Origin of the sequence: Streptococcus mitis (genome assembly GCF_047464965.1) — a bacterium.
GTDB classification, from domain to species: domain Bacteria; phylum Bacillota; class Bacilli; order Lactobacillales; family Streptococcaceae; genus Streptococcus; species Streptococcus mitis_DU.
On sequence record NZ_JASHAT010000010.1, the window covers coordinates 16,727 to 41,679 of the forward strand.

The following is a 24,953-nucleotide window of genomic DNA, read 5'->3' on the forward strand; positions in this document are numbered from 1 at the left end:
ACTTTCTATCTAGGATATGAAAAATCCAGATATCGTTTAGAATGTTCGTAAAGAGATTAAAATAGTGTTATACTATTGTGGTATAGCACTGTTTTTTTCAAAGGAGAGACAGATGGGAAAGACAATTTTACTCGTTGACGACGAGGTAGAAATCACAGATATTCATCAACGTTATCTGGTTCAGGCAGGATATCAGGTTTTGGTGGCCCATGATGGAGTAGAGGCCTTAGAAATCTTCAAGAGAAAACCAATTGATTTGATTATTACAGATATCATGATGCCTCGGATGGATGGTTATGATTTGATTAGCGAAGTTCAGTATCAATCTCCGGATCAGCCTTTTCTCTTTATCACGGCTAAGACCAGTGAGCAGGACAAGATTTACGGCTTGAGCTTAGGGGCAGATGACTTTATTGCCAAGCCCTTTAGTCCTCGTGAGCTGGTTTTGCGTGTCCACAATATCTTGCGTCGCCTTCATCGTGGAGGTGAGACAGAAGTCGTCAGTCTCGGGAATTTACGGATGAATCATGGTAGCCATGAGGTCCAAGTTGGAGATGTGGCGCTTGATTTGACCGTCAAATCCTTCGAACTTCTATGGCTTTTAGCCAGCAATCCAGAGCGGGTTTTCTCTAAGACAGACCTCTATGAAAAGGTCTGGCAAGAAGACTATGTGGATGACACCAATACCTTGAATGTTCATATTCATGCTCTTCGACAGGAGTTGGCTAAACATGCTAGTTCAGAAACACCCACCATCAAAACCGTCTGGGGCTTGGGCTACAAAATTGAGAAAGCACGAGGTAGTTAATGAAATTAAAAAGTTATATTTTAGTGGGGTATGTCATTTCAACACTCCTAACGATTATCGTGGTTTTTTGGGCCATCCAGCGAATGCTAATTGAAGAAAGAGAAATTTATTTCCTAGTGGGTATGACTCTAGTGGCTAGTTTTATCGGTGCTGGGATTAGTCTCTTTCTCCTATCGCCGGTCTTTACTTCATTGGGCAAACTCAAGGAACATGCCAAGAGAGTAGCGGACAAGGATTTCCCTGCAAATCTGGAGGTTCAAGGCCCTGTAGAATTTCAACAATTAGGCCAAGCTTTCAATGAAATGTCCCATGATTTGCAGGCCACCTTTGATTCCTTGGAAGAAAGCGAACGTGAAAAGGGCTTGATGATTGCTCAACTTTCGCATGATATCAAGACCCCCATCACTTCGATCCAAGCGACGGTAGAAGGGATTTTGGATGGGGTTATCAAGGAGTCGGAACAAGCTCATTATCTAGCAACCATTGGGCGTCAGACGGAAAGGCTCAATAAACTGGTTGAAGAGTTGAATTTTTTGACCCTAAACACAGCTAGAAATCAGGCAGAGACAACTAGTAAAGACAGCATTTTTCTGGATCAGCTCTTGATTGAGTGTATGAGTGAATTTCAGTTCTTGATTGAGCAGGAGGAGCGAGATGTCCATTTGCAGGTAATCCCAGAGTCTGCCCGGATTGAGGGAGATTATGCCAAACTTTCTCGTATCCTGGTGAATCTGGTCAATAACGCTTTTAAATACTCAGCTCCAGGAACCAAGCTGGAAGTGGTGGCTAAGCTGGAAAATAATCAGCTTTCAATCAGTGTGACCGATGAGGGACAGGGCATTGCCCCAGAGGATTTGGAGAATATTTTCAAACGCCTTTATCGTGTCGAAACTTCGCGTAACATGAAAACAGGTGGTCATGGTCTTGGTCTTGCGATTGCGCGTGAATTGGCTCATCAATTGGGTGGAGAAATCACAGTTACCAGCCAGTACGGCCTCGGAAGCACCTTTACCCTCCTTCTCAACCTCTCTGGCAGTGAAAATAAAGCTTAAAACCCCTTTACAAATCTAGCCATTCATGGTAGAATGGATTTTGTGCGAAATATCAGCAGGAAAGCATGAAGCTCGTCAACAGGTGTCTTATGATAAGTAACCTTGGCTGTTTAGGCGAAGGGCATCTGCACGAATCAGGGCTTTCTAAGTGACTATTTCCACCGAAATATTATTTATATCAGGAGGACATTCACATGTCACGTTATACAGGACCATCTTGGAAACAAGCTCGTCGCCTTGGCCTTTCACTTACAGGTACAGGTAAAGAATTGGCACGTCGTAACTACGTACCAGGACAACACGGACCAAACAACCGTTCTAAATTGTCAGAATACGGTTTGCAATTGGCTGAAAAACAAAAACTTCGTTTCACTTACGGTGTAGGTGAAAAACAATTCCGTAACTTGTTCGTACAAGCTACAAAAATCAAAGGCGGAATCCTAGGTTTCAACTTCATGCTTCTTTTGGAACGTCGTTTGGATAACGTTGTTTACCGTCTTGGTCTTGCGACTACTCGTCGTCAAGCTCGTCAATTCGTAAACCACGGTCACATCCTTGTTGACGGAAAACGCGTTGATATCCCATCATACCGCGTAACTCCAGGTCAAGTGATCTCAGTTCGTGAAAAATCATTGAAAGTTCCAGCTATCCTTGAAGCAGTAGAAGCTACTCTTGGACGTCCAGCATTCGTATCATTTGACGCTGAAAAATTGGAAGGTTCATTGACTCGCTTGCCAGAACGCGACGAAATCAACCCAGAAATCAACGAAGCACTTGTCGTTGAATTCTACAACAAAATGCTTTAATTTTAAGATATATCTTACAGAAAGCCTACAACAGTGGGCTTTTTGCTTTGTCTTAAAACGTTGATTTCTGGGTTTGTCATCATTTTTGTCATCACTTATAACGAACTCACAGCTTTCTCATAAAATGAGACGGCTGTTTTTGCTTTTTCTTTGGAGAGATGACTGTAAGTGTCCATAGTCATAGCTAGTGTAGAATGACCTAGACGGTGTTGCAATTCTTTATATGGTATTCCAGAGTTTAACAAGAGACTAGCGTGTGTGTGTCTAAAACCGTGGAATCCGATATTAGGAACGCCAGCATGTTTGAAACGTGTGTTTAAACGAGTTGATAGTGTTTTATTGTTTGGGTATTTATGAATAAAATCTGAGAAGACAACAGATTCAGTTCGACCAAGTTTCCAAGCTTCTTGCCTTTGTCTTTTTTGATACGCTTTTAAGACCTCTATAGTTTGTGGGTCAATATCAATTGTGCGATAACTTGCTTCAGACTTTGGGCTGTTAATCTCACCTAAATGATTTAGTGTCTTTGTAATATTCACAGTTGCATTATGTAGGTCAATATCTGACCAGTGTAGAGCTAAGGCCTCGTTAATACGGCAACCAGTAGCAAGAAGAAACTTATACAAAGTAATTTCATAGATATTTCTATATATTGCTAAGTTAGCCTCTTCCAAATAACTGAGAAATTGCTTTAACTCTAAGTTATTAAAGTGTTTTACTTTGTTTCTACCTTTTTTTATTTTACGAGGAAGAATAACTTCACGAGCTGGATTTATATCAATAATCTGCATCGTCACAGCTTGTTAAGTACCAAATACGCCTAATTTATTCCATGGTCTAATTGACAGCAAGAAACAAGGCACTCTCGTACAAATGAACTGTCCATCCGAAAAACTAAAGCCTTTCGTCTGAGACGTTCTTAGAGTACTTTGTGCCTACTTACTGTCAATTTGCTTTCACGGCATAAAGGCGTATGCTTATGAGATAAATTAGAGAATAAAAATAGCTATTTAAAGATGTTTTACATTATAGGATTTCATGTTTTTGTAGTGTTGACTTGATTCAGCTATCAGTTTTTACTGTACAATAGTATCAATTTCTCTCTCTGTGTTTGTGGTTAGTAATGCGCGTGATAATGGGATTTCTAAGGGTCGATTAAAAAATAGAATAGTAAAGGATGTATGTGAATTTTGCTATTCACCGATTAACTCTCTATATCAAAAATGTGTTAGTAGTGTGGAATTGTCTGAAGGAGGTTCATGTGATATAAAGGATATACAAAATCCCTGCAATGAGTAATTGCAGGGATTTTCAGGTAACTAGAAAAACTTTGTAAGTATAGGGAATGTTGTTTTAGTCTATTTTGTAGTAGACAGCTTTTTCATCAGATGGATGTGTTTGAGTAATGATAATTCTAGTTTTACTTTTATCAGTTGGGTCTTCGATTGATACCATTTGGTTATTCTCAAATCGTTTCATAGGTATACTTGTTCCAGGGGGATATATTCCCATTGCAGCTCCTATAGGTCCTGAGCTGACACTAAAACCTATGTGTCCATCGCTTCCCATGCCTGACTGAGCTATCTGTCCTCCTTTTGTTAACCCATTCTTATTAAACACTATTTCATATCCTAGTTCATTCCTCCAAGTACCAGCTATGCTAGAGTAGTCTCCATGTAGAATAGCTTGTGTATCAATTTCTTGTGTTGTATTTTCTGTGTGCTTTTCTTCTGTGGGAGTCGTGATAAGTGTGGCATCAGTAGCAACCCAGAATTGAAATTTTTCAGAGTCTTCCATGATTTTGACTGTGAAAGTAACGGTTGCTCCTTCTTGCCATCCCTCAATCATAGATTTCTTAATTTGTACTTGTACACCAGTCATAGGAGCATTACTAGCTTTTACCCAAATAGTATGGTATGTATCTAGAGCTTTAAAATGTCCTACGTACGATTCCCAAAACTTTTGGCGTGTTAGTTCTGCTGTAAAGCGGTATAGTTGACCAGTCTTTAATCTACCATCATTCTCCATATCTCGAAGCTCTTCGGCTGTCGTATCTATTATACTATCTTCAGTTGAGCTAGAGCTTGTGGTAGATGTGCTGGATGAAGAGCTGGATGATGCAGAGGAACTAGAAGTAGTAGAGGAGCTTTGTTGTGAAGATTGATTATCTACTGTTTCTATATTCCTATCTGACTGTCTAAAGAACAAAAATGTAACTCCTATAATGGTAAGAAGTAGAAGTGTAATTGAGGTTACAAGAATCCAAAGATTGTTGTTCTGTGGTAGAGGACAAACTACTACATGATTCTGATTCTGGTAAACTTCAACAATATCGTTTACTTTAGGGTGAAAAGTTAACTCATTGATAGGAACATTTAGAGTCTCATTTGTGTGGAGTCGAATGATAATATGTGTTTCTGAAACGTGAATAATTTGGTTATGTTTTTTATTTTTCATGTAGTATTAGTTCTCGTACATATAGGCAACCATGAGAGGTAGTGTTTTTGTGGATTTAAAGACCGTTTCATAACTTTGTCTTCCTTTTACTAGTCCGTACAATGTTATATGGTCATCTTCGGCTATAACTCTATTGTTGTACTCAGAAGGAATAGAGACTAAGATAATTTTATCATAGTCATCATTTATAGCTACACGCAGTGTATAGGCTTTCCCATTTTCCATCGCTTGTAAAACTTTACCATATACTCTTACTTTAGTATCTACGGCTATTTCATCATGATTCCAGCTATTATAATCTACTTCACTATAATTTGCTTTATCATTGTCTACAGTAACCTTAGGTTTTGATGGTACTGAGGATGATGAACTAGGGCTACTCTCTTTAGATGATGAAGGTGTAGTAGAGCTACTTGTTGTTGAAGAGCTAGAGCTGTTTTGTGATGTAGTATTTCTTGAAACTGTCGTTTGTGTCTTTTCTGTAAATTTTTCTACAAAACCAAATGCCATAAATGACAAAATCACACATATAAGAGCGATAATAAAACATTTGAAAGAAATGTCCTTATTTACTTTACTTTTTTTAATAGACGAAATTATTAGAAATACAAGATTTAATAAGCACATTATAGTTGATTCAAGTACAACTAGGGCTATGGTTTCCTGATAGCCTAGATATATAGAACAAATTGCAGTGATGATAGCTATAATTATTACTAAAACAAGATTTATATGTGCGACTAATGATAGTCTTTCAGAAATACTTTTTTTTACTTTGCTAATTTTATTTTTACTATCAATTTTTATAACAATATCACCATAAACCTCGACATAATCACCTATGGCAGGTTCAAAGTCACAAGATTCAATAGGAATTTCCTTTAAACTTCCATCTTCATAACCTATATAAGCAGTATCTTCAGCTATTTTAATAATTTTTCCTTTATTCATTACTTACCCCCATACAATGGCTCCTAGCCACATTCCAAAAATCATAGCACCAGTTGCACAAATCATTATAACAGTTCCTTGTTCTCTATCCCCTCTGCTTCTGATGAGATATCCCAAGACAATACCTATTACTCCAAAAATAAAAGGAAAGAAGAGCAGAGAGGTTGCTGTGCAAATCCATCCCCATATTTTCAACGTTTTAGTGTTATCGGGAGTATCTGAATTTATTATGAGTTTTCTAGTAATGATGTAGTTTCCATCAGTACCAAAAACTTCAACCTCTTCTCCGACCTCTGGAAGGAAGTCAAAGTATTTTCTTTCTATCTCTAGAAGGCTACCATCAGCCTTACCTAGATATATTGTTTCAATATTGTCCTTAAGTATTTTGTATGTATTCATTATTTATTACTTTCTTATAAATGATTCAATCACTTCAACACTAGCTTGACTTGCTTTCGGTAATATGTCATATACTGTACCATTTGTGAAGTAAGTGAGATTGGGGATTGTTTTGAATCCTACAGTTGTTTTAAAGTTATTCCAACTTGTCTTATCTATATGCTCACTATCCAAGTAATACACAGTTGTCTCAGTTTTATCCACTGCTTTTGCTAGTTTTGGAGCAAATTTTTGACAATATGGGCAACCTTCTCTACCTGTGTATAGGTAAAAGCTTTCTTTATGTTGTATTTTCTGTTCCACAGCCTCTAAACTTATCTTTTGGAGTCTCTTTATAGCTATCTGGTATTCTGTTTGTGGTAGAGTAGTTAAGTATGCTGTGAATGTGACGATTATAATAAGTAGTAGTGACAGTAGAATAAGAACTTTTTTACTATTCATCACATCCGTATCCGTCTTTGTCTCTATCTAGCCATGGACCATATTGTGGGTCACTAGCAGGTATGTTTACACGTCCTGCTTTTCGTGCTTCCTTACAGTTTTTGAACGGTCTTAAATTTGATTGTGGAGCAGGTGTAGACGATTGTGTAGGAGTAGTTGTAGTGTGAGATGAAGCTTGTTCTTGCTCTTTTGCTCGTGAAGATGCTTTCTTTTCCTCCTCTTTTGATTTGGAGGCTTCAATACTTGCTTTTTCCTCTTCTTGTGCTTTTTCTGTTTTTCTCACTTCACTGATTACTAACGAGCCTTTATCGATTGAATCATATTTTTCTAAAGATACTGTATTTCCCGTATAGACCATAAGTTCATTCATTTTCACAGCTAGTGATTCAGGTGTACGAATAAGAAGCTTCTTGCCTGTTATGCTGTACTCACGGTATTCATCTTTTTCTTCAATCCCAATTACCTCGGCTTCAACTTCGTAGAGTTTATCTGTGTTAGAGAGTTTGTGTGCTATCTCTCTCACTGCTTTGGCTCGTAGTATGATTTTAACTTGTGGTGTATTTAGATAAGCGTCTACAGCTATATGTCCAGTTGGAGACCATTTTTCTATTTTAGAGCTAGTTTCACTACTAGATGATGAAGTAGAGGAAGATGAACTAGACTGTTTAACTTGTGAAGACTGTTTGACAGAATCACTAGCCTTAGTTTGAACTTGTGAGTGTTTAGTGCTACCGCTAGTTAATAGTGTGAAGAACAAAACGAGGATAAGCAATAGTACAATACTACCTATAATCTTTTGTTCTTTGCTCAATTCCTTGAGCTTTTTAATCATATATATGACCTCCTAAATATTAACTTTACTTAATGAAATAAAATAAATATTTCCTAATAGTTATAATTATATCACACAAACTTTAACAATAGAATATGTTTCTAATTAATATTAAACTATAGAGAATGTAAACCTGATTGTTTAATCTATAAGATAGATAGTAGATTTAACATAGAGGGTGAAGGAATGGATGATATATTAGAAACTATAAGTAATCAGATACGAGATTTACGAGTTTCAAAGAAGATTACACAGCAAGAATTAGCAGAAAGAACAAATCTAAGTGTTCCTTATATCAGTCAGATAGAGAATAACCACAGAAACATCTCTTTGGAAACTTTTGTGAAGATTGTTGATGCTTTAGAAGTTCCATTGAGTGATTTTTTCTTACCTTATTCTGTGGCACAAGATACAGAGATGATGGAACTATTATTGAAGATTCAGAAACATCCACAGCATAAGATGATTGTTCATAAGGTGATGGAAATACTTGAATTAAGCCAAGATAGTTAGTGATAAAAAAGTACTAAAGTGTAATTTATACTAAATCTATCTAATCGTAGACGGTTATGTTATTCAGATAAGGAATTAGGTATAGGTTGTAATTTTAGAATGGTTTTTCTTTGTTGAAGAGGTCGATTAAAAAACAAAAAGAAAAAAGAAAGCACTGAATCTGAATATCCAGTGCTTATCTATTACCTTAAAAAACGTGTTACTAAATCCATTCCCCATTAGCATTTACAGTATAACCGTCAACTGTTGTGCTAACTGCTAATGCTCCTGAACTATAAGAGTAGTACCATTTAGTGCTAATTTGATACCAACCAGTCTTCATAGAACCTGATTCAGTTAGGTAATACCAAGTTCCACTTTGTCTAAGCCAACCAGTCTTCATAGAACCTGATTCAGTTAGGTAATACCAAGTTCCACTTTGTCTAAGCCAACCAGTCTGCATAGAACCAGAGCTATTTAAGTAGTACCATGTACCAGATTGATTGAGCCAACCTGTTTGCATAGCTCCTGAACCATTTAGATAATACCAAGTTCCATTAACTTTTTGCCAACCTGTTTTCATAGAGCCTGAATCAGTAAGATAGTACCAAGAGCCTCCTTGATTTAACCAACCTGTCTTCATTTCTCCATCTTGTGCTAAGTAATACCATGCACCATTTACTTGAACCCAACCAGATTGCTTGTTGTTTGATTGGTCATAGTAGAACCATTTACCATTTTCTTGCACCCAACCTTGTTGCTGTGTTGTAGCTTCTTTTTTATTAGTACTTTCGTCTACTTTCTTTTCCTTCAGTTCATTCTCTTGTTTTTTTAATGGTTCTTCAGATTTTTTAGTAGGAACTTCTTCAGTTTTTACTGTAGTATCACTCTTAGGCTTTTTCATTCCCTCTTTAATTTTTTCGAGAGAGTCATATCCTCTACGTTTATTAATTTCTGCCACATAGGAAGCAAAAACGTGGTCCCCACTTTCAAAATTTTCTTTGGTAGTAATGGTAACTATTGTTGAGCCATAAGTTTTGCCATAATGGGCTTTAACAGGGTCTAATACTTTTCCAGTTTCAGGATGATACCAAGCAAGTTCTCCAGTTTCACCCCAGTAGAACACCCCATAATGATTTCTGAGAACATCTCCCACATATTTTAAATCTTCTTCGTTTACATATTTTTTATCTGTAATTAGTTTTTCTCTATACTCAGCTTCTTTTCTTTTTTCTTCTTCTGACCTATTTCTTCTAGCTTCTTTACGTTCTTCTATATATGCCTTATGTTTTTTTGCTTCTTCCTCTTTTTCTTTATCAAATTCTTTTTTGATTTTATCAAAACTATCATACCCTCTAAGTCTGTTCGTCTCAGCAATATATACACCCCAGACTAAATCTTCATCATCAAAGCGACTACTATAATGTATTTTTTCATATTCGGTTACGTTTAAAGGGTCTAATATAATTTCATCTTCAGGCTTATACCAAGCAAGTTCTCCATTTTTACCCCAGTAGAATACGCCACTATTTTGAGCAATTTTTAAACCACTAAATTGTGCATCATAAGCGTCTTTTTGATACTTTGTCATACCATTTATTAGTTTACTAATTCTTTCAGTCTCGCTTTTATTAATTACATGGTCTGCTGACACAGACTCCACACCAGCAAAGACTATAAATAGTGCTATAAGAGCTGTAATAATTATGTTTTTCTTTTTCACTTTAAATACTCCTTTATTTTATAATTTACTCTAAGCAATAAAAAGTTAATTAGACTCAATTACTTAAATATAAATCGTAGATAATTGTACTATAAACCAAGTAATATATGCTAGATTTTCATAAAATGCCTCCTGTTTTATATTTATGTTTAAAATATTATTAAACACTACCCTAATTATACCACAGACACATATACATTAGTTAATGTTTTTAGATAATTTTTAACCAAAGTAAATTTAGATATACAGCCTTAATCTACAAGATGAATAGAGTAAAATAAAAAGCACCTAAACGGTACTTCTTACTTGCCTACTGAACTCATCACCATGAAATTTGTACTCCTTTTTGTCCACCCTGGAGTAAAGTTTAATCTATTTTATTTAATATGTAAATTCTAAAAATACTACAGAATCAACATTTATAAAGCATATCAAAGTGTAATTTATACTAAATCTATTCTACAACAAAATGCTTTAAGATAAGACTTTATATTGTAAGAAGCCTACAACAGTGGGCTTTTTGCTTTGTCTTCAAACGTTGATTTCTGGGTTTGTCCCCCTTTACAAAGAACTAACAGCTTTCTCATAAAATGAGATGACTATTTTTGCTTTTTCTTTGGAGAGATGACTGTAAGTGTCCATAGTCATAGCTAATGTAGAATGACCTAATTCCTTACCAAATGGTATGGAGAATGGACTTGAACCAAGAGTGAACGCCGAGAAAATGCAAAAAAGCACTTAGAAAAATCTAAGCGCTCAAGAGTAGTGGACGGTGTGCCTGTCCCGTCATCTCATACTATGAAGTTGCGTAGCGACACTATCATTTCTACTTCACTTCTCTTTAAACTAATTATATCATAAAGGAGTAGCAGCTTGACCGCGGACGAAGTAGAAAAGAAGCTAAAAAGCTATCGTAATGGTCTCTTGTTGATTGAATATTAGAATAGGAAAGTTTATAATGAAGTTAAAGTAAAGGAGGTTTCGTTCTAGATATGATGATACCACCAAGCAAAGAGCTGTTGATTTTTTATAATCAAATTCATGAGTGGATTGACCAAGTTTATCCAGACCAAGATAAACCTTCTGTATCATTTAAGAATGACACTCCACAATCCATTTTAGATTTATTTGATAGTATCAAATCTAAAATTGGTTTTGATTACTCAGACCATAAGTATTGAAATAAAAATTATGGATAAGTTAAACACGAAAAATAAGATATGTGCTGTTTATAAAATTGCGAATCGTCTTGTTTCGATTACTGTTGAGAATCCTGATTTTTCAGATTTGAAAATCAATCATTTTGTAAGAATCGGAGAAAAAGAGTATAGGGTGCGTAGTGTTCCTATGATTTGTTCAACTCCACCTAAATCTATCTTTAGTTTAGATACTTTTACAATCGATTACACAGAGGATGACTTGATGAATAAAGAGGCGGTATTTACGCATAGGGAAGTATTTAAAGATGATTAAAATTTCAATCAGTTTGTTGCTAGATGCGATTGAAGATAACATCAACGACGAAGAACTTCAATCTATCGATTTCGAGAGTCATATTAGAAAAATTACAAAAGAATTCCAGGGAGAAAATGGTGAATTTTTAGTAAAAGAAGAAGCGTTTGAAACGCTACCTTTGGAAAGAGATACAAAGGATAAAATCATTGAGCAAATAAAACAGAATAGTCAAAATGTTTTCAAAGACGATTTTGATACCTTGTTGCAATTATATTTTTGAGAGTCAAGAATAGTTCCAGTGCCTTATTTTACAATAAATAGAAAATGATAAAGATTGATAAACAAATTATTACGATGTACAAATTAGAAGATGGAGCCTCTAAGAGGCAGTATTCTATTGTGAGTGGAGGTTGTAAAGGTATTGCAACTATCGATAAAATTACTTTGGAATATAGCTATGTTGGAGATGATTTAGGGCAATTTACTTCATTTGTCAAAGATACTTTGACTAAAAGTATTAAGTTAGGAAAAGAGTTGCCGGATAAATTTTCGTATGGTTTTGGATAAGTTGTGGAATATCTTATATAGGAGAATCAAGATATATTATGGCGATATTAGATGATTTACAAGCATTGTATGACAATGGTTGGGACGCTTCTTTTGATTATAAGGGTCAAGTATGTGGTATTTTTCCTAATTCTGTTTATGACATTGTAGTCGTACTTGGAGATAATGAATATAAAGTGGTATCTTTTGATGAGTTAATTTCTTTACAGATTAACGAGAAAACTTTGCTGGAAATCATGAGTGAGGTTGAAGTGCAATATTGTTGAAGGACACTAGAGAAAAAGATAGACAATAAATTCAGATGCACAGATTGAAAGTTGAGAAAAAAGTGCTATAATGAAGATATGAAGGATAGAGGTTGAGAATCTGTCACCAACGCGCCACTTATAAGTGGGTCGAGAAATGCAGGAGCCCCGACAGTCCTGCCTATCCTTGCAAGTCAATTAGCCCTTAGCTATGAATCTAGGGGCTTTTTGCTTTGTCTTAAAAGCTTGATTTCTGAGTTTGTATAGAGATTTGCTAGTGAGGTTATTTGTGTATCTAAGTCTATCTATTCCAAGAATTAAGCGATGTTGATGATATAAATCTGGTATGATATAATATTTTGGCCCCCTCACTTTAATGAAGGGAGGTGTTACATATGTTAGAAACTTTACTCACAGTGTTTCTAGCTCCGTTACTTATTAACGTGTTATCTGAGCTTTTCAAGCTATGGCTTAAGAAACGTAAAAAGTAATGGTTAACCCTTTTAGAGGGTAGCAAAAAACCCCATCGGTGGCACGGTGGGGCTTTTTTAGTTACATATGCTGTAACTTTACTCACATTGTAAGTTCATTCTAACACAACTCCCCCGATATTTCAAGCTTTTGTTTTGATATTCCCCAGAGTGTGTTTGTGGTTTGAGTCAGCTTCACTGAAATTAGACCACGCGCTACCAAGCTCCATTCTATATCAAAGAAATCAATTCTTTTCTAGGGAATTTCCGCCCTCATTTTTGTCTTTTGTGCTAAAATAGACTTATAAATTGAAAATAAGGAATGTTTATGAAATCGGGTAATGGTTTTTGGAAAGGCTGTCTCTATTTTTGGGGCTTCTTGTTCTTGTTGGGCCTTTTGGTTCAATATGCTCTTCCACTTGCGGCTTGTGTCCTGCTAGGCTATGGTGGTTATCGTCTCTACAAACGTTTACGCTATCCTCTTTTGCAGGATCGTTCGCTCGATGATCGGATTGAGCTTTTAAAGGCTCGGATTCGCCAGGCGGACAAAGATATTCAGCAATTGGAGGAAACTTTAGTAGAAAAAGGCTCAGAGTTCTATAAGAGTCTGGCCAATCAAGTATTAATCGAACTGCGAGAAATCCATCAGGAGGCGGATCGTCTAAAGTCCTATATCGACGATGATGTCTATAACCGTATTGACAAAAAGGTTCGTACAGTAAGGGCAAACATCGATGTTCAGCTAGAACGTTTGGATAGAGAAAGTCAAGTAGATCTTGAAAATTCGGAGCCAGAGGAATTAGCTCCAGAATTATCCCAGACCTTGGCTAATATTGCCGTTGATCATCAGGCCATTTTAGACAAGATTGCCACCTCTGCCGAAGGGGATAAGGAAGAGTTGACGGCCATTCATAGTTTGAAGATGGAGAAATTCCAAACGATTTTAGAAGGCTATTTAAAGATTAAGGCCAATCCGAAGAACTATAATCGGGCAGAAGAACGCTTAGAGCAAGCTAAAGCAGCTATCGAACAATTTGACCTTGAGCTAGACCAAGTCTTGAGAGAACTCAATGAAACAGATATGCGTGATTTTGATATCAGTTTGCGTATTCTAGAAAAAGATCGTAAAGAATAGGTTAGAAACAAAGGAGTAACCATGACAGAATTTAATTTCGATATTGACCAGATTGCCAATAATACGGTAGCTAAGGTGGATAAAACAACCCAAATCATCGAGACCAATACTGGCTCGGACAAGACCTTGACCTTCCTTGAAAAGTTGAGCCCTGAGCAGCAAGAAGGAATCAAAGCGCACGTGCCCCAGTTAGTAGACCAGTTTGTCACCAATCAAAATGCTCTCTTAGATTTTGGGCAATCTGCTGTCGAAGGTGTGAACAATACGGTCAATCGTATCTTGTCAGAACAAAAGAAACTACAGATTCCCCAAGTGGATGATCTACTCAAGAATACCAACCGTGAGTTGCAAGGCTTTGTAGTCAAATACAAGAACGCTGAAATTGCTGAGTTAGAAGAAAAGCCAAACTTTTTGCAACGATTGTTTAACAAGAGCAAGAATACCCTACAGGAATTTTACTTTGATTCAAAAACAGTGGAGCAAAAGCTAGATGGCATGGCTGCCGCAGTGGTCAAGCAAGAAGATGTGCTAGCTCGAAATATCGTCTCTGCTGAGATGTTGATCGAGGACAATACCAAATCCATTGAAAATCTAGTGGGAGTGATTTCCTTTATCGAAGCTAGCCAGACAGAAGCTGGCAATCGCGCTGCAGAACTGAAAGCTCAAGTTGACCAACTCGATACAAGTACGGTAGAATACCAGACTAAATCTCAAGAATTGGCCCGCATGGCTGAAGTGGTCAATACCCTCGAACAACAGCACACTGAGTATGTCAGCCGTCTCTATGTTGCCTGGGCAACAACACCTCAGATGCGCAATCTTGTGAAGGTGTCATCTGATATGCGCCAAAAATTGGGCATGCTTCGTCGTAATACGATTCCGACAATGAAGCTTTCTATTGCCCAACTGGGTATTTTGCAACAATCAATGAAATCAGGTGTCGTGGCAGATGCCATTGTCAATGCCAATAATGCTGCCCTTCAGATGCTAGCTGAAACCAGCAAGGAAGTGATTCCGCAGATGGAAAGAATTGCCCAAAGCCCGACAGTCGCTGTCGAATCAGTTACCAAACTGGCTGAAAGTCTGGTCGCTCAAAACCAAGGTATCGTCGCAGCTATTGAATTGGGACGTCAGAAACGTGCCCAACTAGAAACAACCATCGTCAAGTCCGCAGAAATGATCAACGATTCTGTCAAACTACGCGATGAGAAAATTGTCCAAGCCCTTCTAGACCAAGGCAAGGCCGCCCAGAAAGAAGTACAAGAATAATACACAAGTCCCCTGTAATGTAGATTTGCAGGGGATTTTAGATTCTTTCTATATATTAGAGCCTCTATTTTATTTCACAAAAAATGTAGTCATTCGGTTGATTTTTATTGCAATGTACTGAAATTGACAAAAGAAAAAAACGCTCTTATGCGTTTTTTTCTGTATTGATTCGTATTGAATGCTTACTTAACTTCGGTGAACACAACGTGTTTGCGAAGTTTTGGTGAGTATTTCTTCAATTGAAGACGGTCTGGAGTGTTACGTTTGTTTTTAGAAGTAAGGTACAAGCGTTCACCAGATTCTTTGTGTTCAAGTGTAATATTTACGCGCATGGTATCTCCCTTCTATTATTCAGCTGATGCAGCTTTAGCGATTTTACGTCCTTTGTAGTATCCTTTAAGTGATACACGGTGAGAACGTGAGTAATCTCCAGTTGTTTCGTCAAAGTTTACAGATGGAGCTGTTACTTTGTAGTGTGTACGACGTTTGTTTTTCTTCGCTTTTGAAGTGCGACGTGCAGGTACTGCCATTTTGATTTCTCCTTTAGATATTTATATTCGATTCAATCTACTGATTTTCATCAACCATACTAGGATAACACATTTTTTTTGTAAAGTAAAGTTACTTGACAAAAAAATATGAAAAAATTAGAAGGTCGTCAAGCCAATTAATCGAATTTTCTGAAAATTCAAGAATTTTCTTCTGTTCATTGCTTTTAAAATGTGCTATAATAGTAAAAACTGAAATGGGAGGGATAAGATGACTGAATTAGATAAACGTCACCGCAGTAGCATTTATGATAGTATGGTTAAATCACCAAACCGTGCCATGCTTCGTGCGACTGGTATGACAGATAAGGACTTTGAAACACCGATTGTGGGGGTTATTTCGACTTGGGCGGAAAATACACCATGTAACATTCACTTGCATGATTTTGGGAAATTAGCTAAAGAAGGTGTAAAATCAGCAGGTGCTTGGCCTGTGCAGTTTGGGACAATTACCGTAGCGGACGGAATTGCTATGGGAACGCCAGGTATGCGTTTCTCTCTAACATCTCGTGATATCATCGCGGACTCAATCGAAGCGGCGATGGGGGGCCACAATGTGGATGCCTTTGTTGCTATCGGTGGCTGTGATAAGAACATGCCTGGTTCTATGATTGCCATTGCCAATATGGATATCCCAGCTATTTTCGCCTATGGTGGAACTATTGCACCGGGAAATCTTGATGGCAAAGACATTGACTTGGTTTCTGTTTTTGAGGGTATCGGAAAATGGAACCACGGTGATATGACGGCTGAGGACGTAAAACGTCTCGAATGTAATGCCTGCCCTGGACCTGGTGGCTGTGGTGGTATGTATACTGCTAATACCATGGCGACTGCTATTGAAGTTCTAGGTATGAGTTTGCCAGGCTCTTCATCTCACCCAGCTGAATCAGCTGACAAGAAAGAAGACATTGAAGCAGCAGGACGTGCTGTTGTTAAGATGTTGGAGCTCGGTCTCAAACCATCAGACATCTTGACTCGTGAAGCCTTTGAAGATGCCATCACTGTAACTATGGCTCTCGGTGGTTCTACAAATGCCACTCTTCACTTGCTTGCCATTGCCCATGCTGCCAATGTTGACTTGTCACTTGAGGACTTCAATACGATCCAAGAGCGTGTGCCTCACTTGGCCGACTTGAAACCATCTGGTCAGTATGTCTTCCAAGACCTCTATGAAGTCGGTGGTGTGCCTGCGGTTATGAGATACCTCTTGGCAAATGGTTTCCTTCATGGAGACCGCATTACATGTACTGGTAAGACTGTAGCTGAAAACTTGGCTGACTTTGCAGACCTTACACCAGGTCAAAAAGTTATCATGCCACTTGAAAATCCAAAACGTGCAGACGGTCCGCTTATCATCTTGAACGGGAACCTTGCCCCTGATGGTGCGGTTGCTAAAGTATCAGGTGTGAAAGTGCGTCGTCACGTTGGTCCAGCTAAGGTCTTTGACTCAGAAGAAGATGCGATTCAGGCAGTTCTGACAGATGAAATCGTTGATGGCGATGTAGTTGTTGTCCGTTTCGTTGGACCTAAGGGTGGTCCTGGTATGCCTGAGATGCTGTCACTTTCATCAATGATTGTTGGTAAAGGTCAAGGAGACAAGGTTGCCCTCTTGACAGATGGACGCTTCTCTGGTGGTACTTATGGTCTGGTTGTTGGACATATCGCTCCTGAAGCTCAGGATGGTGGACCAATTGCCTACCTTCGTACAGGCGATATCGTTACGGTTGACCAAGATACCAAAGAAATTTCCATGGCCGTATCCGAAGAAGAACTTGAAAAACGCAAGGCAGAAACAACCTTGCCACCACTCTATAGTCGTGGTGTCCTCGGTAAATATGCCCATATCGTATCATCTGCTTCACGCGGAGCCGTGACAGACTTCTGGAATATGGACAAGTCAGGTAAAAAGTAAATTCAAAAAGCAAGCCAACTTTGGCTTGCTTCTTTTCATCTTCAAAAGTAATTTACCTGCTTAACGAGGTGGCAGTCCAAGGGCAATGCGGCCGTAGCGACTGATTCGTGTAATCTTCCAGGCAGGCGACCAGGTAACTTCAACCTTGACATCTTCGATACCCTCGATTTGTTTCAGACCTGCCACGATTTCGATAGGCAGGCTTTCGGCGCAATCGCAGGCGGTGTCGGTGAAGGTCATGACAATCTTACAGAGGCCTGTTTCGTCTAGATTGATCTCATAAATCAGCCCTAGATTGTACACATCCAATTCCACATCTGTATCAAAAACCTTCTCTAGTTTTTCGATAATTTGGTCTTGCAAGGCCAAAGCCCGGTCATTGATTTTGATATCGTCTCTCATTACAGTCCCTCCACGTGATAAATATCCTCTATTTTCTCATAATTCTGACAATTTGGCAAGTTTTTGATGAATTTTCTGAAAAAATATGATAATATAAAGAAAACACTGAATCAAGGGGAAGCCTATGGAGCAGATTGGAAAAGTCTTTAGACAATTACGAGAGTCAAGAAATATCTCGCTGAGACAAGCAACTGGGGGACAATTTTCGCCGTCTATGTTATCTCGCTTTGAAACAGGTCAGAGTGAGCTTTCGGTGGAAAAGTTCTTATTTGCCCTAGAAAATATATCTGCTAGTGTAGAGGAAATTCTCTTTCTGGCGAGAGGTTTTCAGTATGATACAGATTCTGAGTTGAGAAAAGAAATCATAGATGTCTTGGATCCAAAGAATATAGCTCCGCTTGAGGACTTGTATCGCAGGGAGTATCAAAAGCATGCCCATTCTCACAATAAACAGAAACATATTCTAAATGCCATTATTATCAAGTCTTATATGAAGAGCATGGATGAAAGGGTAGAGTTAACAGCAGAGGAAGGGAAAGTTCTTCATGATTATTTGTTTTCTACCGAGATTTGGGGAATCTATGAACTCAATTTATTTTCAGTCAGTTCACCATTTCTATCTGTTTCTCTTTTCACTAGGTATGTTAGAGAGATGGTACGTAAATCTGATTTTCTAATGGAAATGTCTGGTAATCGAAACCTGTTTCACACTATACTATTGAATGGCTTTTTAGCTAGCATTGAGTGTGAAGAATTTACCAATGCCTCTTATTTTAAACGTGTTATCGAAGAGCATTTCTACAATGAAAATGAAACCTATTTCCGAATTGTCTATTTGTGGGCAGAAGGTCTCCTTGATAGCAAGCAAGGCAGAGTCAAGGAAGGTCAGAAAAAGATGGAAGATGCTGTCCGTATTTTTGAGATGCTTGGGTGTAATAAATCTGCCGAATACTATAGAAATACGACCGATTGTTGAATATCTGCAAACTAAGAAAATTATTTGAAATTTTAAGTGATAGAATTGTTGAGCTCTCTCAGGTCATCAAATAAGTTCTATCGTTTCTTTGTGCACATTTTTTTGTTGCATATATTCAAAAGTTTTTCCTCTAAAATTTCTAAGTGCTATACTATAGTCATACTTCACATAAAACTTATACTCTTCGAAAATCAAATTCAAACCACGTCAGCTTCACCTTGCCGTACTCAAGTACAGCCTTCGGCTAGCTTCCTAGTTTGCTCTTTGATTTTCATTGAGTATTTGAACAAGAAGGGAGATTACCTATGAAACTATTGTTCAGAAATCAAGCTTATCGTCTCTTGACTTTGTCACGCTTCTTCAATGCTTTTGGTGCTTCGATTTTCAACCTGGTATTTATCGTCTATGCATCGACCTTGTCACAAGCATCCTTTGCTGTTGCTATGGCGAATATTGTCATGATTATTCCGACTCTCTTTACAGTTTTTGTAGGGATTCGGGCAGATTACACGAGGGACAAGGTCAAATGGATGATCTATAGCGGTTTGTTTCAGGCAGTTTTATTTTTTCTAGCAGCCCTAGTTGTTCAGCAAGCTAGTCTCTTTGCCTTTTCTAGTCTGTGTTTAATCAATGTCATTAGCGATGTCATCAGTGATTTTGCTGGTGGTTTGCGCATGCCTCTTATTAAGGAAAAAGTAGCTGAAGATGATCTGATGGAGGCTTACTCATTTTCACAGTTCATCACCTATATTTCAGCTATTGGGGGTCAAGCTTTTGGAGTCTGGCTCTTAGGTCTATCGGTCAACAATTTTTCCCTCGTTGCGGGAATCAATGCCTGTTTTTTCCTAGTATCAGCCGTCATCCTCTTTTTAGGAAAAAGCAAATTGAGCCTGTCAATGTCATCTGCTGATGGTAAAATTCTAAAAAATGAGAAGCTTCCGATCAAAGAGCAGTTCCTAACGATTTATCGAAATTTACGTCTCGTTTTTCTTAAAGGTGGACAGAAAAACTTTGGATTCATGATCTTTGCTGTCTTGCTTATCAATGCCTTGGGTGGGGCTTTAGGAAGCATCTATAACATCTTCTTTTTGAGCCATTCTCTCTTGAATTTTTCTTACACAGAGGCACTATTTATCAATCAATTCGGTGTTTTAGTAGCAATCATCATCAGTAGCCTTACGGGCAATGATTATTTTGGGAAGCAGTCCTTGCCTAGATTGATGATGTGGGTGACCGTAGGACTCAGTCTAATTGGTCTAGCTAATTTATTCAATCAAGTCGTACTTGGTTTACTATTTCTCTTTTCAACTCTGTATGTGTCTGGTAAAGTTCAACCAAAGATTAGTGCCATGCTCATGAAAAATCTAGCTCCAGAGGTTCTAGCTCGTACCAGTAATTTTTTAGGTTTATTGTTCACCTTATCCATACCTGTGGGAACAGCCTGTTTTTCACTTGTAGCCGTATGGAATATACAGTTGACTTGGATACTATTTGTTGGTTTTTCCTTCCTAGCTATTCTTTTGACAGTTATTAATCTCAAAAATGATATCTAATACTCTTCGAAAATCTCTTCAAACCACGTCAGTGTCGCCTTACCGTACTCAAGTACAGCTTGCGGCTAACTTCCTAGTTTGCTTTTTGATTTTCATTGAGTATAAATCCTAATTTTTTTCTTACTGTTTTAATCCCTTTATTTATGGTAAAATAAGACTATTAAGTTTAAAGAGGATTCCCTATGAAATTACAAAAACCAAAAGGAACGCAGGATATCTTGCCTGCTGAGTCTGCCAAGTGGCAGTATGTTGAGGGCTTTGCCCGTGAGATTTTCAAGCGCTACAACTACGCAGAAGTGCGCACGCCCATTTTTGAGCATTACGAGGTTATCAGTCGCTCTGTCGGAGATACAACGGATATCGTAACCAAGGAAATGTACGATTTCTATGACAAGGGTGACCGCCATATCACCCTCCGTCCAGAAGGAACTGCGCCCGTTGTCCGTTCCTATGTGGAAAATAAACTCTTCGCCCCAGAAGTGCAAAAGCCAAGCAAGTTCTATTACATGGGACCTATGTTCCGTTATGAGCGTCCACAGGCAGGGCGTTTGCGCCAATTCCACCAGATTGGTGTTGAGTGTTTTGGCTCTAGCAATCCAGCTACCGATGTGGAAACAATCGCTATGGCAGCCCATTTCTTGAAAGAAATCGGTATCCAAGGTGTCAAATTGCACCTCAACACTCTTGGAAATCCTGAGAGCCGTGCGGCCTACCGTCAAGCCTTGATTGACTATTTGACACCGCTCAAGGAGACCTTGTCTAAGGATAGCCAACGTCGTTTGGAGGAAAATCCTCTCCGTGTCTTGGACTCTAAAGAAAAAGAAGACAAGGTAGCAGTAGAGAATGCGCCGTCTATCTTGGACTTTCTTGATGAAGAAAGCCAAGCTCATTTTGATGCGGTGCGTCAGATGTTGGAAAATCTTGGAGTAGACTATATCATCGATACCAATATGGTGCGTGGTCTAGACTACTACAACCACACCATTTTCGAGTTTATCACTGAGATTGAGGGCAATGACCTGACAGTCTGTGCAGGTGGTCGTTACGATGGTTTGGTTGCTTACTTTGATGGCCCTGAAACTGCTGGATTTGGTTTTGGACTTGGTGTAGAGCGCCTGCTTCTCATTCTTGAAAAGCAAGGTGTGGCCCTCCCTATCGAAAACGCCCTAGATGTCTATATCGCAGTCTTGGGTGATGGAGCAAATGTCAAGGCTTTGGAATTGGTACAAGCTCTTCGCCAACAAGGATTCAAAGCAGAGCGTGATTACCTCAATCGTAAACTCAAAGCTCAATTCAAGTCAGCCGATGTCTTTGCGGCTAAGACTCTCATCACTCTAGGAGAGAGTGAAGTCGAAAGCGGACAAGTAACGGTTAAGAACAACCAAACCCGAGAAGAAGTGCAAGTGTCACTTGAAACAATCAGCCAAAACTTCTCAGAAATCTTTGAAAAATTAGGATTTTAATGATAGATAAACTGGTCAGGATTTTACTCCTGACCTTTTTCTTTTGCAAAATGACAAAAATCATAAACTTTTTGACAAATATGCTTGTCAAAAAGAAAAAGATGTGTTACAATATAAGCAAGTTAAGAGAAAAGGAGAAAGGAATGCTTAAAAATCGTCTAAAAGAGCTTCGGGCTCGCGATGGTCTCAATCAAACCGACCTAGCCAAACTAGCAGGGGTTTCCAGGCAGACCATTAGCCTACTAGAACGGGATGAGTACACCCCGTCCATTATCATTGCCCTGAAAATATCTCAAATTTTCAACGAAACAGTCGAATCGGTATTTCGCTTGGAGGAGGACGAGTGATGAACATGTATAAAGTGGTTTATTATATGAGTGTTCTTGCCCTTATTGTGAATGCCTTTGCTATGATTGGAACATTACTGGGGTGGTTCTATTTTGTTGAAAGTAAGTATTTGTTTTGGATTAACTTAGTCCTCTTGTCCATTTTCAATCGGTTGAAGAAAAAGGAGAAAAATGATGAACAAGTATAAAGTAATCTATTATGTAGTTGCTATAGCTCTATTAGTTAGCGTGTGTCTACTAATTGGAACAAATCTAGGATGGTTTGATCTCTATTACAGCGACCAATTTATTTGGGCCTACTTTGCTCTTATCCCAGTCGTTGACTGGATTGAAAAGAAAGCAAACAATCTAGCAAGTGAAAAAGGAGAATGAATATGGAAAAGAAAAGGAAACGTGGATTGTTGTTTTTAATGTCTGTTGTCTTGGGAGGTTTCTTGGGCGGTTTTGTAGGGATGTTTAAGGCTGCTACCGAATCCCACGAAATTATGTTAGATGTAAAAGTCTTGATACCATGGATATCAGCTATTTGTTTAGTGTTAGGTTTCATTAGCATTTTTTTGACATTCAATTTCTTAAAGAAAAGCAGAAAATTTCACTCCTTGTATCAAGAGGAAATGGATGATGATCTGAATGAAACCTATTATGTGCAGATGTATCGGAATCTCGAGTTTGGAACTATTGCTTTTAATAGTGCAAGCGTAGCGATTTTATTGGCTCTCTTCATTTCAGGAAGTGAAGTAATTGTACTCGATATAAGCCATATAACCTTATCCCTTTCCTTTTTGGGATTAGTGTTAGTTTTAAATGCTCAAAAATATCTTTTTAAGACCATTGCGATTGTTCGTCAGTTTGATTTAGTATTTTTCTCTACACCAAAGGATATCTTGGACCATTTCGATTCTTATGATGAAGGGGAGCGCAAGGCTAATTTGGAACAGAGTTTTCTGATTTTATTCCAATTAAATAACTATGTCTTGCCAGCTTTGTACTTTCTGATTGCTCTCTTTTCCTTACTGACAGGAGAGATTCAGTTACTAGCCTTCTTGCTTGTAGGAGCAATCCATATTTATATCAATGTGATGCAGTTACCTATGGTAAAACGTTATTTCAAATAAAGGAGTTTCTATGATTCGTGTTGAAAATGTAAGCAAAAGTTTTGGGAGCAAAAAAGCTCTTCATCAGATTTCTTTTGAGATTAAGGAGGGTGAAATCTTTGGTTTTCTTGGCCCTTCTGGCTCAGGTAAAACAACCATGATCAATGTCTTAACAGGACAGTTGGCTGCAGATCAAGGTAAAACAGTTTTGTTAGGCAAGAACTCTCAAGATTTAACCTCCAATGATTTGGAACAAATTGGTATTGTTAGTGATGGCAGTGGTTTTTATGAAAAGATGAGTCTTTACAAAAATCTTCTCATCTATGCTAAGTTATATGGTCTTAAGTCAGATAGAGTAAATCAGGTGCTCCAACAGGTTGGATTGGCAGATGCTAAAGATATTATCGCAGAAAAACTATCTACAGGAATGAAACAACGAATGTTCTTGGCTCGTGCCCTTCTTAATGCTCCTAAGATTCTCTTTCTAGATGAGCCAACCAGTGGCTTAGACCCTACAACATCTAAGATGATTCATACCCTACTTCAAGAATTAAAGCAGGCGGGGACAACTATCTTTCTGACCACGCATGATATGAATGAAGCAACTCTGCTTTGTGATCGCTTATCTCTTTTGAATAAGGGTAACCTAATAGAGTATGGAAGTCCGCAAGATATCATCCAGAAGTACCATGTGGATAAGAAAGTACGTGTGGTTTATAATGATGGACGAGAACAGATAGTTCCATTTGAAGAATTACCACAATTAGACACGACAGATTTGATGGTGGTTCACTCTTGTGAGCCGACACTAGAAGAAATCTTTATCAGATTGACAGGAGAAAAGTTAGATGTTTAGAAAATTAAATGCCCTACTATGGTTAAGAGTGCAAGTTCTTATTAGCAATTCAACTTTGTTAGCGACTTTATTGATTCCTTTTGGTATTGCTGTTTTATATAATGAATTTTTAAATAAGAATGGACAATTGAGCCTATTTTTACTATCTTCTAGCTTGACGATGGTCTTGAGCATGGGAAGTGGTTATATGGTATCGATTATGATGGCAGAAGATAAGGAAAAACGAAATCTTAAATCACTCATCCTAAGTGGTGTGACAGCAACAGAATATACTTTCAGTATGCTTGTTCTCCCTATTCTGATAATGTTGGTTGCTATGACTGTACTTCCCATCTATCTTAAAGTAGATGTATCTGGTTATTTATTTGCCTACGTTATCTATTTGCTCCTAGCAACTATTAGTATTATTTTTCTCAACCTTCTAATCGGTGCGGTGTCAGATACTCAATCTAAAGCGCAAGTTTATAGTATCTTCCCTGTGTTAATTGTTTCTTTTTTACCTATAATTGCTCTTCAAAATGATACGGTTCAGAAAGTGTTGGATTACTCTTTTATTGGTCCAATTGTAAATCTTTTAAATAAAAAAGGTGGGGAAATATCTTTTTCTAATATCGGCATGTTACTTGCTTGGGTACTTGTGTTAGGAATAGCAGACCTCTTTGTATTGAAAAACAGCTATAAAGCAAGATAGGAGACC

30 protein-coding genes and 1 pseudogene are annotated in these 24,953 nt (G+C 38.0%); 21 read left to right on the plus strand and 10 right to left on the minus strand.

What is annotated here, in order from left to right; translation table 11 throughout:
* The first annotated feature begins 112 nt into the window (after positions 1–112).
* The 3 genes from QM408_RS07435 (at position 113) to rpsD (ending at position 2,666) form a co-directional block, all read left to right on the plus strand.
* Positions 113–808, plus strand: a complete 696-nt coding sequence (locus QM408_RS07435; protein WP_000520654.1) for a response regulator transcription factor — start codon at positions 113–115, stop codon at positions 806–808.
* On the plus strand, positions 808–1,860 hold the full coding sequence (locus QM408_RS07440) for a sensor histidine kinase (RefSeq protein WP_414374118.1): 1,053 nt from the start codon (positions 808–810) through the stop codon (positions 1,858–1,860). Before QM408_RS07435 ends, QM408_RS07440 begins: the two co-directional genes overlap by 1 nt.
* Before the next feature lie 194 nt (positions 1,861–2,054).
* On the plus strand, positions 2,055–2,666 hold the full coding sequence (gene rpsD / locus QM408_RS07445) for a 30S ribosomal protein S4 (RefSeq protein ID WP_000092756.1): 612 nt from the start codon (positions 2,055–2,057) through the stop codon (positions 2,664–2,666).
* A 95-nt stretch (positions 2,667–2,761) separates the two neighbouring features.
* On the opposite strand, the pseudogene QM408_RS07450 reads toward rpsD, so the two are convergent.
* From QM408_RS07450 to QM408_RS07475, 6 genes and pseudogenes are all read right to left on the minus strand, one after another.
* Positions 2,762–3,463 (minus strand): annotated as a pseudogene (locus tag QM408_RS07450) (site-specific integrase); the annotation flags it as partial.
* A gap of 556 nt (positions 3,464–4,019) precedes the next feature.
* Positions 4,020–5,123: a DUF6287 domain-containing protein gene (locus QM408_RS07455; protein ID WP_078238225.1), complete on the minus strand. Its 1,104-nt coding sequence runs from the start codon at positions 5,121–5,123 to the stop codon at positions 4,020–4,022.
* Positions 5,124–5,129: 6 nt separating this feature from the next.
* Positions 5,130–6,074, minus strand: coding sequence for a hypothetical protein (locus QM408_RS07460; RefSeq protein WP_257617121.1), 945 nt, complete (start codon positions 6,072–6,074; stop codon positions 5,130–5,132).
* A 3-nt stretch (positions 6,075–6,077) separates the two neighbouring features.
* Positions 6,078–6,473, minus strand: a complete 396-nt coding sequence (locus QM408_RS07465; RefSeq protein ID WP_261014716.1) for a hypothetical protein — start codon at positions 6,471–6,473, stop codon at positions 6,078–6,080.
* 6 nt (positions 6,474–6,479) lie between these two features.
* The gene (locus tag QM408_RS07470; protein ID WP_414374121.1) at positions 6,480–6,914 is read right to left on the minus strand and encodes a DUF6568 family protein; all 435 of its coding nucleotides are present in this window, start codon (positions 6,912–6,914) and stop codon (positions 6,480–6,482) included.
* The gene (locus tag QM408_RS07475; protein ID WP_203213061.1) at positions 6,907–7,746 is read right to left on the minus strand and encodes an excalibur calcium-binding domain-containing protein; all 840 of its coding nucleotides are present in this window, start codon (positions 7,744–7,746) and stop codon (positions 6,907–6,909) included. Before QM408_RS07475 ends, QM408_RS07470 begins: the two co-directional genes overlap by 8 nt.
* 186 nt (positions 7,747–7,932) lie before the next feature.
* Between QM408_RS07475 and QM408_RS07480 the strand changes: the two genes are divergently transcribed.
* Positions 7,933–8,259, plus strand: a complete 327-nt coding sequence (locus QM408_RS07480; RefSeq protein WP_033682885.1) for a helix-turn-helix domain-containing protein — start codon at positions 7,933–7,935, stop codon at positions 8,257–8,259.
* Positions 8,260–8,461: 202 nt separating this feature from the next.
* Here the strand turns inward: QM408_RS07480 and QM408_RS07485 are convergent, their stop codons facing one another.
* On the minus strand, positions 8,462–9,961 hold the full coding sequence (locus QM408_RS07485) for a PspC-like choline-binding domain-containing protein (protein ID WP_414374123.1): 1,500 nt from the start codon (positions 9,959–9,961) through the stop codon (positions 8,462–8,464).
* Between the two features lie 992 nt (positions 9,962–10,953).
* Here QM408_RS07485 and QM408_RS07490 point away from each other — a divergent pair.
* The 7 genes from QM408_RS07490 (at position 10,954) to QM408_RS07520 (ending at position 15,102) form a co-directional block, all read left to right on the plus strand.
* Entirely contained in the window at positions 10,954–11,142 is a 189-nt protein-coding gene (locus QM408_RS07490; RefSeq protein WP_414374125.1) for a hypothetical protein, read from the plus strand.
* 10 nt (positions 11,143–11,152) lie between these two features.
* Positions 11,153–11,434 (plus strand): hypothetical protein, encoded by a 282-nt coding sequence (locus tag QM408_RS07495; protein ID WP_414374127.1) that lies wholly within the window; start codon positions 11,153–11,155, stop codon positions 11,432–11,434.
* Positions 11,427–11,696 (plus strand): hypothetical protein, encoded by a 270-nt coding sequence (locus QM408_RS07500; RefSeq protein WP_223340293.1) that lies wholly within the window; start codon positions 11,427–11,429, stop codon positions 11,694–11,696. The genes QM408_RS07495 and QM408_RS07500 overlap by 8 nt, the downstream gene beginning before the upstream one ends.
* A gap of 44 nt (positions 11,697–11,740) precedes the next feature.
* Positions 11,741–11,983: a hypothetical protein gene (locus QM408_RS07505; protein ID WP_414374129.1), complete on the plus strand. Its 243-nt coding sequence runs from the start codon at positions 11,741–11,743 to the stop codon at positions 11,981–11,983.
* Positions 11,984–12,021: 38 nt separating this feature from the next.
* Positions 12,022–12,249, plus strand: a complete 228-nt coding sequence (locus QM408_RS07510) for a hypothetical protein (RefSeq protein WP_049487712.1) — start codon at positions 12,022–12,024, stop codon at positions 12,247–12,249.
* Between the two features lie 777 nt (positions 12,250–13,026).
* Positions 13,027–13,833: a coiled-coil domain-containing protein gene (locus QM408_RS07515; RefSeq protein ID WP_414374131.1), complete on the plus strand. Its 807-nt coding sequence runs from the start codon at positions 13,027–13,029 to the stop codon at positions 13,831–13,833.
* Positions 13,834–13,854: 21 nt separating this feature from the next.
* Complete coding sequence (locus QM408_RS07520; protein WP_124788416.1) at positions 13,855–15,102, plus strand: toxic anion resistance protein; 1,248 nt, start codon at positions 13,855–13,857, stop codon at positions 15,100–15,102.
* Between the two features lie 182 nt (positions 15,103–15,284).
* Here the strand turns inward: QM408_RS07520 and rpmG are convergent, their stop codons facing one another.
* Together rpmG and rpmF are read right to left on the minus strand one after the other, a co-directional pair.
* The gene (gene rpmG, locus QM408_RS07525; protein WP_001265622.1) at positions 15,285–15,434 is read right to left on the minus strand and encodes a 50S ribosomal protein L33; all 150 of its coding nucleotides are present in this window, start codon (positions 15,432–15,434) and stop codon (positions 15,285–15,287) included.
* A 15-nt stretch (positions 15,435–15,449) separates the two neighbouring features.
* Complete coding sequence (gene rpmF, locus QM408_RS07530) at positions 15,450–15,632, minus strand: 50S ribosomal protein L32 (RefSeq protein WP_000290417.1); 183 nt, start codon at positions 15,630–15,632, stop codon at positions 15,450–15,452.
* Between the two features lie 229 nt (positions 15,633–15,861).
* Between rpmF and ilvD the strand changes: the two genes are divergently transcribed.
* Entirely contained in the window at positions 15,862–17,565 is a 1,704-nt protein-coding gene (gene ilvD, locus QM408_RS07535; RefSeq protein WP_000137346.1) for a dihydroxy-acid dehydratase, read from the plus strand.
* A 60-nt stretch (positions 17,566–17,625) separates the two neighbouring features.
* Here ilvD and QM408_RS07540 read toward each other — a convergent pair whose 3' ends face one another.
* Positions 17,626–17,967: a metal-sulfur cluster assembly factor gene (locus QM408_RS07540; protein WP_001204052.1), complete on the minus strand. Its 342-nt coding sequence runs from the start codon at positions 17,965–17,967 to the stop codon at positions 17,626–17,628.
* A gap of 124 nt (positions 17,968–18,091) precedes the next feature.
* Between QM408_RS07540 and rgg the strand changes: the two genes are divergently transcribed.
* The 9 genes from rgg (at position 18,092) to QM408_RS07585 (ending at position 24,947) form a co-directional block, all read left to right on the plus strand.
* Positions 18,092–18,943, plus strand: coding sequence for a quorum-sensing system transcriptional regulator Rgg (gene rgg / locus QM408_RS07545; RefSeq protein WP_024056776.1), 852 nt, complete (start codon positions 18,092–18,094; stop codon positions 18,941–18,943).
* Between the two features lie 305 nt (positions 18,944–19,248).
* Positions 19,249–20,496 (plus strand): MFS transporter, encoded by a 1,248-nt coding sequence (locus QM408_RS07550; protein ID WP_024056863.1) that lies wholly within the window; start codon positions 19,249–19,251, stop codon positions 20,494–20,496.
* Between the two features lie 182 nt (positions 20,497–20,678).
* Positions 20,679–21,959 (plus strand): histidine--tRNA ligase, encoded by a 1,281-nt coding sequence (hisS, locus tag QM408_RS07555; protein WP_000775845.1) that lies wholly within the window; start codon positions 20,679–20,681, stop codon positions 21,957–21,959.
* Positions 21,960–22,102: 143 nt separating this feature from the next.
* On the plus strand, positions 22,103–22,306 hold the full coding sequence (locus tag QM408_RS07560; protein WP_031237122.1) for a helix-turn-helix transcriptional regulator: 204 nt from the start codon (positions 22,103–22,105) through the stop codon (positions 22,304–22,306).
* Positions 22,306–22,494, plus strand: coding sequence for a hypothetical protein (locus QM408_RS07565; protein WP_070526253.1), 189 nt, complete (start codon positions 22,306–22,308; stop codon positions 22,492–22,494). Before QM408_RS07560 ends, QM408_RS07565 begins: the two co-directional genes overlap by 1 nt.
* Positions 22,481–22,678 carry a hypothetical protein gene (locus tag QM408_RS07570; RefSeq protein WP_033682914.1) on the plus strand — a complete coding sequence of 66 codons (198 nt, stop codon included), beginning with the start codon at positions 22,481–22,483 and terminating at the stop codon, positions 22,676–22,678. Before QM408_RS07565 ends, QM408_RS07570 begins: the two co-directional genes overlap by 14 nt.
* Positions 22,679–22,680: 2 nt before the next feature.
* Complete coding sequence (locus QM408_RS07575) at positions 22,681–23,421, plus strand: DUF3169 family protein (protein WP_070526255.1); 741 nt, start codon at positions 22,681–22,683, stop codon at positions 23,419–23,421.
* 10 nt (positions 23,422–23,431) lie between these two features.
* Entirely contained in the window at positions 23,432–24,256 is an 825-nt protein-coding gene (locus QM408_RS07580) for an ABC transporter ATP-binding protein (RefSeq protein WP_023947599.1), read from the plus strand.
* A complete protein-coding gene (locus QM408_RS07585; RefSeq protein WP_023947601.1) occupies positions 24,249–24,947 on the plus strand; it encodes an ABC transporter permease in 699 nt (232 codons plus the stop codon). The genes QM408_RS07580 and QM408_RS07585 overlap by 8 nt, the downstream gene beginning before the upstream one ends.
* The last annotated feature ends 6 nt before the right edge of the window (positions 24,948–24,953 follow it).

What these genes read in the sequence shown, in the direction of transcription:
- QM408_RS07435 (WP_000520654.1), top strand. Translation starts at nt 113, where the DNA reads ATGGGAAAGACAATTTTACTCGTTGACGACGAGGTAGAAATCACAGAT.
- QM408_RS07440 (WP_414374118.1), top strand. Translation starts at nt 808, where the DNA reads ATGAAATTAAAAAGTTATATTTTAGTGGGGTATGTCATTTCAACACTC.
- rpsD (WP_000092756.1), top strand. Translation starts at nt 2,055, where the DNA reads ATGTCACGTTATACAGGACCATCTTGGAAACAAGCTCGTCGCCTTGGC.
- QM408_RS07455 (WP_078238225.1), bottom strand. Translation starts at nt 5,123, where the DNA reads ATGAAAAATAAAAAACATAACCAAATTATTCACGTTTCAGAAACACAT.
- QM408_RS07460 (WP_257617121.1), bottom strand. Translation starts at nt 6,074, where the DNA reads ATGAATAAAGGAAAAATTATTAAAATAGCTGAAGATACTGCTTATATA.
- QM408_RS07465 (WP_261014716.1), bottom strand. Translation starts at nt 6,473, where the DNA reads ATGAATACATACAAAATACTTAAGGACAATATTGAAACAATATATCTA.
- QM408_RS07470 (WP_414374121.1), bottom strand. Translation starts at nt 6,914, where the DNA reads ATGAATAGTAAAAAAGTTCTTATTCTACTGTCACTACTACTTATTATA.
- QM408_RS07475 (WP_203213061.1), bottom strand. Translation starts at nt 7,746, where the DNA reads ATGATTAAAAAGCTCAAGGAATTGAGCAAAGAACAAAAGATTATAGGT.
- QM408_RS07480 (WP_033682885.1), top strand. Translation starts at nt 7,933, where the DNA reads ATGGATGATATATTAGAAACTATAAGTAATCAGATACGAGATTTACGA.
- QM408_RS07490 (WP_414374125.1), top strand. Translation starts at nt 10,954, where the DNA reads ATGATGATACCACCAAGCAAAGAGCTGTTGATTTTTTATAATCAAATT.
- QM408_RS07495 (WP_414374127.1), top strand. Translation starts at nt 11,153, where the DNA reads ATGGATAAGTTAAACACGAAAAATAAGATATGTGCTGTTTATAAAATT.
- QM408_RS07500 (WP_223340293.1), top strand. Translation starts at nt 11,427, where the DNA reads ATGATTAAAATTTCAATCAGTTTGTTGCTAGATGCGATTGAAGATAAC.
- QM408_RS07505 (WP_414374129.1), top strand. Translation starts at nt 11,741, where the DNA reads ATGATAAAGATTGATAAACAAATTATTACGATGTACAAATTAGAAGAT.
- QM408_RS07510 (WP_049487712.1), top strand. Translation starts at nt 12,022, where the DNA reads ATGGCGATATTAGATGATTTACAAGCATTGTATGACAATGGTTGGGAC.
- QM408_RS07515 (WP_414374131.1), top strand. Translation starts at nt 13,027, where the DNA reads ATGAAATCGGGTAATGGTTTTTGGAAAGGCTGTCTCTATTTTTGGGGC.
- QM408_RS07520 (WP_124788416.1), top strand. Translation starts at nt 13,855, where the DNA reads ATGACAGAATTTAATTTCGATATTGACCAGATTGCCAATAATACGGTA.
- rpmG (WP_001265622.1), bottom strand. Translation starts at nt 15,434, where the DNA reads ATGCGCGTAAATATTACACTTGAACACAAAGAATCTGGTGAACGCTTG.
- rpmF (WP_000290417.1), bottom strand. Translation starts at nt 15,632, where the DNA reads ATGGCAGTACCTGCACGTCGCACTTCAAAAGCGAAGAAAAACAAACGT.
- ilvD (WP_000137346.1), top strand. Translation starts at nt 15,862, where the DNA reads ATGACTGAATTAGATAAACGTCACCGCAGTAGCATTTATGATAGTATG.
- QM408_RS07540 (WP_001204052.1), bottom strand. Translation starts at nt 17,967, where the DNA reads ATGAGAGACGATATCAAAATCAATGACCGGGCTTTGGCCTTGCAAGAC.
- rgg (WP_024056776.1), top strand. Translation starts at nt 18,092, where the DNA reads ATGGAGCAGATTGGAAAAGTCTTTAGACAATTACGAGAGTCAAGAAAT.
- QM408_RS07550 (WP_024056863.1), top strand. Translation starts at nt 19,249, where the DNA reads ATGAAACTATTGTTCAGAAATCAAGCTTATCGTCTCTTGACTTTGTCA.
- hisS (WP_000775845.1), top strand. Translation starts at nt 20,679, where the DNA reads ATGAAATTACAAAAACCAAAAGGAACGCAGGATATCTTGCCTGCTGAG.
- QM408_RS07560 (WP_031237122.1), top strand. Translation starts at nt 22,103, where the DNA reads ATGCTTAAAAATCGTCTAAAAGAGCTTCGGGCTCGCGATGGTCTCAAT.
- QM408_RS07565 (WP_070526253.1), top strand. Translation starts at nt 22,306, where the DNA reads ATGAACATGTATAAAGTGGTTTATTATATGAGTGTTCTTGCCCTTATT.
- QM408_RS07570 (WP_033682914.1), top strand. Translation starts at nt 22,481, where the DNA reads ATGAACAAGTATAAAGTAATCTATTATGTAGTTGCTATAGCTCTATTA.
- QM408_RS07575 (WP_070526255.1), top strand. Translation starts at nt 22,681, where the DNA reads ATGGAAAAGAAAAGGAAACGTGGATTGTTGTTTTTAATGTCTGTTGTC.
- QM408_RS07580 (WP_023947599.1), top strand. Translation starts at nt 23,432, where the DNA reads ATGATTCGTGTTGAAAATGTAAGCAAAAGTTTTGGGAGCAAAAAAGCT.
- QM408_RS07585 (WP_023947601.1), top strand. Translation starts at nt 24,249, where the DNA reads ATGTTTAGAAAATTAAATGCCCTACTATGGTTAAGAGTGCAAGTTCTT.